Genomic DNA, 6,564 nt, shown 5'->3' with positions numbered 1-6,564 from the left:
GAAATACGGATCTTCGGAGCCGAAAGTCGCGATCTTACGCGAATTTTAAGCCCTACGGCTCCGCGATTGTCGGTCGCCTCCCGGGCTTTTTTGATCCTGACATGCTGACAGTTTTCCGCCGCCGTGGGATACCGTTCGAAAACCGTGTAACTTGACGTGAGCGTCAGGCGGCCGCAGGTGCGCTTCTTCTCGAATGCCCAATTTGGACAGTTCGGACGAGGCGCTATTGCGCGTTTAGCCGTGGGCATCCGGAGGAAACGGGCAACCAAATTCGATATGCGGTCGCTACGGTACAATGGAACTAGCTAATCGCATTCGAGTTCGGAGGCTGCACGGGGAGCGACGCTGTACCGTGCAAGAACAGCGTCGCCCAGCGCACCTGCTTCAACGGCGGGATTCAAGCGCCGCTGGTGACTTAACATCGACGCTTTGGCTGGCGCGAAGCTATCATTGATCGCAACTTCCGGCACTGAAGGGCTGACGAAAAGGGCTACGACGCCCACAGGGTTGGGGGGCGCCGTAGCCATCTGTCGTTTTAGGGCCGGCGTTACCGCCGGTTTTAAACTATGCGGGATCAGAACTCCTCCCAGCTGTCCTCCTTCGCCGCGGTCTTGACGGCCGCACCGCCGGTGCCGGTGTGGCGCATTTGCGGGATGGCGGCCTGGCTCGGCGACGGGCGCCGGGCGGGCGCTGCGACAGGGCGGGGGCGCTGGACGGTCCGGGCAGCGGGCGCCGGGGCGGCGGAGCGCTGGGTGCTGGTGCGGAAGCGGTCCATCAGGACTGCGAGCTGCTCGGTCTCGCCGAGGAGGGTCTGGGCGGCGGCAGTAGTCTCCTCGACCATGGCCGCGTTCTGCTGGGTGACCTTATCCATCTGGTCGGCGGCGATGGCGACTTCCTTGAGGCTCGTCGCCTGCTCGCGCGCCGAGCCGGCGATGCCCGTGACGGTCGAGGACATCTCGCCGACGGTCGAGACGATCTCCTCCAGCGCACGGCCAGAGGCGGTGACGAGGTTGACGCCGCGCTCGACCTGGGTCGACGAGGTCGAGATCAGGTCCTTGATCTCTTTCGCAGCCTCGGCAGAGCGCTGGGCAAGGCCGCGGACTTCCTGGGCGACGACCGCAAAGCCGCGGCCTGCCTCACCGGCCCGTGCCGCCTCGACGCCGGCGTTGAGCGCGAGGAGGTTGGTCTGGAAGGCGATCTCGTCGATGACGCCGATGATCTTGCCAATGGCGTCCGAGGACTGCTCGATCTGGCTCATCGCCTCCACCGCCTGGGCGACGATGACGCCGCCCTTCTCGGCATTGCTGAGGGCGGTGGTCGCCGAGGTCTGGGCGGTGCCGGCCTCGCTCGCCGTGCCGGTAACGGCGCGCATCACCTCCGATAGAGCCGCGACGGTCTCTTCGAGGCTCGCCGCCTGCTGCTCGGTGCGCTGGGAGAGATCGCCGGCGGCCACCGTGATCTCGTTGAGGCCGACGCGCATCGAGCCGACGGCGTCGACGACCGAGCCCATGGTCTCCTCCAGCGCAACTACGGTGTCGTTGAACTTCTGGCGGATCGGCTCGAACTCCGGCGCCACGGCCCGTTCCATGCGGACGGTAAGGTTGCCGGCGGACAACTCGTCGAAGCCGGCCTCGACGGCGTGGACGAAGAGTTTCAGATCCTCGGCCTTGGCATTGTCGACCGCGGACTGACGATCGCGCTGCGAGGCCTGCGCCGCGCGGGCTGCCGCCGCCTCGGCCTCGAGCCGCTTGTTCTCGTTGGCGGCGTCCTTGAACACCTGCACCGCCTTCGCCATTCCGCCGACTTCATCGCGGCGCTCCTGGCCGGCGATCTCAACATCCAGCTGACCGCCGGCCAACTGTTCCATTCGAACGCCAAGAGCCTTCAGGGGACCAGCAATACCTTTCGCTGAAACGAAGATTGCTCCGCCAATTCCTAGCGCCAAACCGATCGCCGAACCTAATAGCGTGGTATATATTGTAGCCCAGGTCGAAGTAGTCAGCGCATCGGATTCGCCCAGATTCTGCGCCAGCAATTTGTCCCGGAGAGATCCGTAGGCCACGTCAAAACGAGTAGAAGCCTCGTCCATTTTGGCCAGCAACGGTTTTGCGGCGTCGTCTTCATTACGAAGACCCAGCGCCACACCCTGCTCTCCAAAGCTTGCGGTGGCTGCAAGTTCACTCTTCAAAGCATCTATGGATAAACCTTCAAGTGGGTATGCCTCGCGAACGAGGTCGAGATACTCAGCCGTTTTGCCAATTCGGTCAGCCCGGTTTTTCGCCGCAACCTTCGCGACATCGGTATTTCCGTCGTAGACAAGTGTTTTATATGAAGCATAGCTTGCTTCGGCTACGTTCTTTCCAGCGCGGACGAGAAGAACGACGGCAGAGTTACGTTTTGCAATTAGGTCTGAGTAGGCATCGTCAATGCCATACATTTTCCAAGCGGCATACGAGGACAGGACCAAGCCAATCAGGCTTATGCCGATCGCGATGGCGATGATTTTGGTTGAGATTTTTAGGTTCTGAAGCATAACGGTTTGCGCCTTCGCGTCCTTCTGATGGAGCATCTACAGCAGCCCCACTGAACTCAGAAAATACGAGAAGCCTGCTAATAATAGCTAACGACTGAAATCCGTATTTTGCTGACGTCGGCTTTGGTTAACACTTTGGTCGAATTATTTTACCGCCAGCCTAAGCGGTCCTTCCACACAGCTGGCGCCGCAGATACACGCAATCGTCAACAGTGATGCGTTGCCTCCGGATGTCTTCGCAACAAATAAATCCCTTCAGGAAGGACACTGCCTTCCAGAGCCAATCCACAGCCGCATAAGCCCAAATATCAGGATTCCTTGTTGGCAAAGATTGACGATACCCATCCGCACACGATTGGCGAGGTCGCTGCGATGCTCGGCGTCACGCAACGCACGCTACGCTTCTATGAGGAGCTTCGCCTAACTCCGCCGAAGCGCATCTCGGGCGGGCGCCGCGTCTACAGCGATGCTGATGTGGCTCGCCTGCAGAAGATCACGCACCTTGCCCACCTCAGCTTCTCGCTCGTTGAGGTGAAGCAGTTGCTCAACTCCAAGTCGGAGGATCAGCTTGTTGAGGCGCTACACCGACGGCGAGTCGAGGTCTCCGCCGAGATAGAGCAACTCCAGAAAGTCTTAAGCGACATTTCGGCCGAAATCGCTGCCGCTCGGCTACCGTCCCAAGATGAGGCCGCTTGAAAGCGCCTCGCCGCTAAGGCCGCCAGCGTTTGTACGAGCTCGATTAACCTTCGCTTAACCTTCTCATCCAAGATATTTGCGAATGCTTGGTTTAGTCTCTGCCCCTCCCGGGTCCGGACGAACGACACGATTTCGTTTTCCGAGCAAAAGTTTGATGAGTTTGCTGTGGTGCTCTGATTAAGGAAAAGGTCTACGAGTTCTACATTAAGGATCACGGCAATCTGGTGAAGCTTACTTGCGCTTACGCGGTTTGCCCCTTTTTCATATTTTTGAACCTGCTGGAATGTTACGCCGATTTTTTCGGCGAGCGTTGTCTGTCTCATGCCAAGAGCTCTGCGGCGCTCCCTTATTTTTGCGCCAACACCGGCATCAACAAGCGCGTCGTCTAAACCAGTCACGTCGACCATCTCGTAAGCTATCCCTGCAATTTCTTGGTCACTACTGTACAACTTTACTGCCTAAAAGTCCTACTTACCGGTGTCCCGGCTCCCCTCCCGCTCGATTATCTCGACATGGCGACACATGCCGAGGACGAAGTGCTCAGCGAGGATCCTTGCGGCCTTATCATGCGCCAGTCAGTAGCGTTTTGGCGGTGTCTTAGCGATCACCGTACTACGATAAAGGCGCGGGAACGCGTGTCTCCTTTAATCGAGCGTAATACAAGACGTCGTGATGATCCTGGCGATCCCGGTTCAGGTATCCGTCGTGTTGTATTGGCCATTTGCCGGACAGGATGAAGCCCCGTCGCGCGCGCCGGCGGCGGGGCTTCGTTTCTAATTAGGATCCATTCGTTGGGAGCAACGGGACGCTAAACCTGCGGGTCATAAGCGGATGCTTCGCTGTAAAGTTGTCATGCCTATTTGTATGTGCTTAGTGAGCGAATACTTTAAGCAGTTTGCATATTCGACGAGCAGTATGCTTTAGGGCAGCCCGGCGAGAAGCATGAGGCGAATCGACCAAGATTGCTTCAGCACCCGGCGCCAGTGGAGTGTTGATTCCATGTGTTCTTCGGGCATGAAAAAGGCCCACCTGTTGAGGGAGAGCCTGGATGGGTTCATTGAGAGGAAAGGTTCAGAGTAGCTTTGCGGGCGAGGATGCTTCACCAGCAGAAGCGCTCCCCTGCGCCTCTTCTGCTGAAGCAGGAGGCATGTAGGCGGCGCTGCTCGTTTCTCTGCAGCGCCGCCACATCTCCATCTGTGAGGCTTTCGGGCTAACCCGCCGACGTGCGCAGCGCCTCGTCGTACTGCGCCAGCAGTGCCTCGATCGTCTCGCGGGTGGCCCTAGGGATGCTCGGGACATAGAGAATCTCGCCGGTAAGGGCGAGACTCGATGGCAAGATTGTCGGTTCGTATAGGTGCCGCCAAATCTCAGAATACTTTGGCGGCTAGTTGAACTTTACGCGTCGATACCTGTTGATAGGCGGGCGCGAATTGGGTGGCAGCTTGAAGAAGATCGAACTTCCGGACGATGTTAAATGGCAGCCAATCAGTTGGCTGCGCTACTTCATCGAAGTGCAGACCCTGCCCTCTTCACGTAAAAACAATTTTTTCCGCAGGAGGCATGATGGCGACTGGGTCTATTGCGAAACGACGAGACCGTTCCCGCCGCCATTGCTAAATAAGGATCGTAGAGTCGCGGTCGATTACTATGCCGGTACCGAACGCAGGGCGGACGACCGGAAGCTGTCAGCCAAACACTACGATCGCGAGCCCAGCCCAGAACGCCGCGCAGATTACGAAACCGATAACTAGGCCTCGTGCGGGCCCGAACTGCGTACGTGGCGACGCCACCTTGTTGCTCAGCTTTGTTGCGTGATCGAACGTCCTGCTCATGACATTTTCTCCCGCGGGATTTCCTCCCGTTTCTCGTATGTAATCACTAAACAGATCGTAAGCCAACTAGCGGTCACAAAACTGTCAAGTTTCGCACCAGATCGCCTAAATTCAATGCATTTCAAAGGGAGATCTTGGTTAAGAAGGATGCCGCTTGTCTTACGGTAGCGCCCAAATGATCCCCGCCCACATCACGGATGACAGGTCTAGGCAGAGGAGGATGGTGGCGGTTCGTTTCGTGGGCGGAAATACCTGGCGCAGCGATGAACCTTTCGAAGGCAGATCGCTTAAAAGCCTAGTCGCTCGCTGAGCTGGTATTCCCGCTAACGCCGCGACGTTGGCTACGTTTGAGTAAGGGTGAACTTGGATGGAAACCGACAATCGGTTCGAGACACGCGCCGACCTCGGCTTCGATATCCCGAGCACACTGGATCTCGAACTGGAGGGGCATTTCTAACTATGGAGCAATCGCAGCGGACTGCCCCCAACTTTGATGCTACCGAAAATTCTGACTGGTCCACGGCCCTAGAGCTCGTCCAAAGCGCAGCGGCAGCACTTCCGAAAGAGAAGCTCAAGTCGAGCAAATGGCTTCGAAGGCCGCACTGCAGGCCGATGTTTCGAGGGACGAGCTGCGGTCTTTGCAAGCACAGTTGGCATTGGCGCAGGGGGAGATCAGCCGGGCACACGAGGACGCGGCTCGGGCAAACAAGAGAGCCACCAAAGTCGAGCGTGGCTGTCGAAGCTGGTGTCGGCGAAGCATGGCGGCGTGGGCCATCTCGCCGCCGATACCCGGCTCAGCGAAATTTTAAGGTAGGTAACGCTTGTGCGGTTCATAAGGTTGACGACAAATGCCGCCTACTCCAGATTCGTTTGCAAGCTTCGCATTTCAGTGGGGTGAGCCGGAGAGGCGCCCATTTCGCCGTTGGTGCCTCTCCATTTTCGTGAGCTTATGCTACGAAAACGCTGTTGCGAACAGCGCCAAGAAAACCGCCCCGAACAGGTCCGCCTGTAACTTAGACTTCGGGAAGGTCTAGCGGGGCGATTTGCCGCGTTGGCTTTCTGTACGCGAAGGCCGGGCATCATCATCGACGACTTGATCCGTGCCGGCACCGTACCCCGAAGACTGTTCGATCGACGGGACCGAGAGCAGTCCGAAAGGCTGATGGGCGTGATCGATGCCATGAACGGAAGGTTCGGCCGGGGGACAATCGCCCCTGCAGCCGCTGGCATCCGGCAGCAATGGGCGACGAAATTCGACATGCGGTCGCCGCGGTACACGACACGGATAGGGGAGCTGCCGAGTGTGACTGCATAGTTAGGTAGCTACTTCACGGATGGATGCGACCCGATGTGCTAGACCTTTTTCTAGCGTACTCCGAAGACACGCTACGATTCCGGAACAAGCGGCAATATTGTGCGCTGCCGGCGAGTTTCGGACAAACCGATGACGATAACCCTATCGCAAGCAGTTTTCCGTAACCGATTGCTAAAGGCCCTGTCTCC

The 6,564-nt window shown here is 58.1% G+C and carries 5 protein-coding genes and 1 pseudogene; 3 read left to right on the top strand and 3 right to left on the bottom strand.

Annotation, left to right across the window (positions count from 1 at the left end):
* Positions 1–574: 574 nt before the first annotated feature.
* Positions 575–2,089 carry a methyl-accepting chemotaxis protein gene (locus ACZL02_RS24300; RefSeq protein WP_472941137.1) on the bottom strand — a complete coding sequence of 505 codons (1,515 nt, stop codon included), beginning with the start codon at positions 2,087–2,089 and terminating at the stop codon, positions 575–577.
* Between the two features lie 765 nt (positions 2,090–2,854).
* Here ACZL02_RS24300 and ACZL02_RS24295 point away from each other — a divergent pair.
* A complete protein-coding gene (locus ACZL02_RS24295; RefSeq protein ID WP_472941124.1) occupies positions 2,855–3,229 on the top strand; it encodes a MerR family transcriptional regulator in 375 nt (124 codons plus the stop codon).
* Between the two features lie 17 nt (positions 3,230–3,246).
* On the opposite strand, the pseudogene ACZL02_RS24290 reads toward ACZL02_RS24295, so the two are convergent.
* Positions 3,247–3,636, bottom strand: a pseudogene (locus tag ACZL02_RS24290) (helix-turn-helix domain-containing protein); the annotation flags it as partial.
* 803 nt (positions 3,637–4,439) lie between these two features.
* On the bottom strand, positions 4,440–4,565 hold the full coding sequence (locus ACZL02_RS24285; RefSeq protein ID WP_472941123.1) for a hypothetical protein: 126 nt from the start codon (positions 4,563–4,565) through the stop codon (positions 4,440–4,442).
* A 106-nt stretch (positions 4,566–4,671) separates the two neighbouring features.
* Here ACZL02_RS24285 and ACZL02_RS24280 point away from each other — a divergent pair, with 106 nt between their 5' ends.
* Together ACZL02_RS24280 and ACZL02_RS24275 are read left to right on the top strand one after the other, a co-directional pair.
* Positions 4,672–4,980: a hypothetical protein gene (locus tag ACZL02_RS24280; protein WP_472941122.1), complete on the top strand. Its 309-nt coding sequence runs from the start codon at positions 4,672–4,674 to the stop codon at positions 4,978–4,980.
* A gap of 1,243 nt (positions 4,981–6,223) precedes the next feature.
* On the top strand, positions 6,224–6,376 hold the full coding sequence (locus ACZL02_RS24275) for a DUF4113 domain-containing protein (protein ID WP_472941121.1): 153 nt from the start codon (positions 6,224–6,226) through the stop codon (positions 6,374–6,376).
* Positions 6,377–6,564: the final 188 nt, after the last annotated feature.

It is taken from the genome of Mesocryomonas fontinalis (genome assembly GCF_055730125.2).
Note: the sequence above shows the minus strand (reverse complement) of the source record. Positions and strands in the feature narration are given on the sequence as shown.

Coding starts and splice junctions, on each gene's coding strand:
- ACZL02_RS24275 (WP_472941121.1), top strand. CDS start 6,224: ATGGGCGTGATCGATGCCATGAACGGAAGGTTCGGCCGGGGGACAATC.
- ACZL02_RS24300 (WP_472941137.1), bottom strand. CDS start 2,089: ATGGACGAGGCTTCTACTCGTTTTGACGTGGCCTACGGATCTCTCCGG.